Annotated in this window: 1 pseudogene; it reads left to right on the top strand. The window is 47.5% G+C overall.

Annotated elements, in window-relative coordinates:
• Window positions 1–320: 320 nt before the first annotated feature.
• A pseudogene (locus tag HUA75_RS48205) lies at window positions 321–381 on the top strand (GlsB/YeaQ/YmgE family stress response membrane protein); the annotation flags it as partial.

Here is a 381-nt window from a genome sequence, read left to right on the forward strand (position 1 = left end):
AACTATGAGGTAAACGTCGCTATCACTGACTCCACCGTCGCCCAACGAATGGCTGAGATTTTCGAGATCGACATGGCCAACTGTGTGGAACTGACCTTAGACGAATGGCAGTCGCGCTCTCACATAGCGAAACTCACTGAAGCTCTACTGTCACCTTGGCGACCATTTTTCTAGAATTCCGTCTGCAGCGTAATAAAAATACGTAATCCCTTGTCAAGGTATAGTTGACATTAGTCACATATAACTATATTTACAGTATTTTTCATCCGTTTCGACGGTAGTTACTGGACGGCTGACCCTCTGCAATGGAGGATAGGCCCATGGGATTCATCGGATGGATTGTTCTCGGCCTCATCGCAGGCGCCATCGCTAAGGCCATCA

The sequence above is a fragment of the Myxococcus sp. CA040A genome (assembly GCF_013336725.1).
Classification (GTDB): Bacteria; Myxococcota; Myxococcia; order Myxococcales; family Myxococcaceae; genus Myxococcus; species Myxococcus llanfairpwllgwyngyllgogerychwyrndrobwllllantysiliogogogochensis.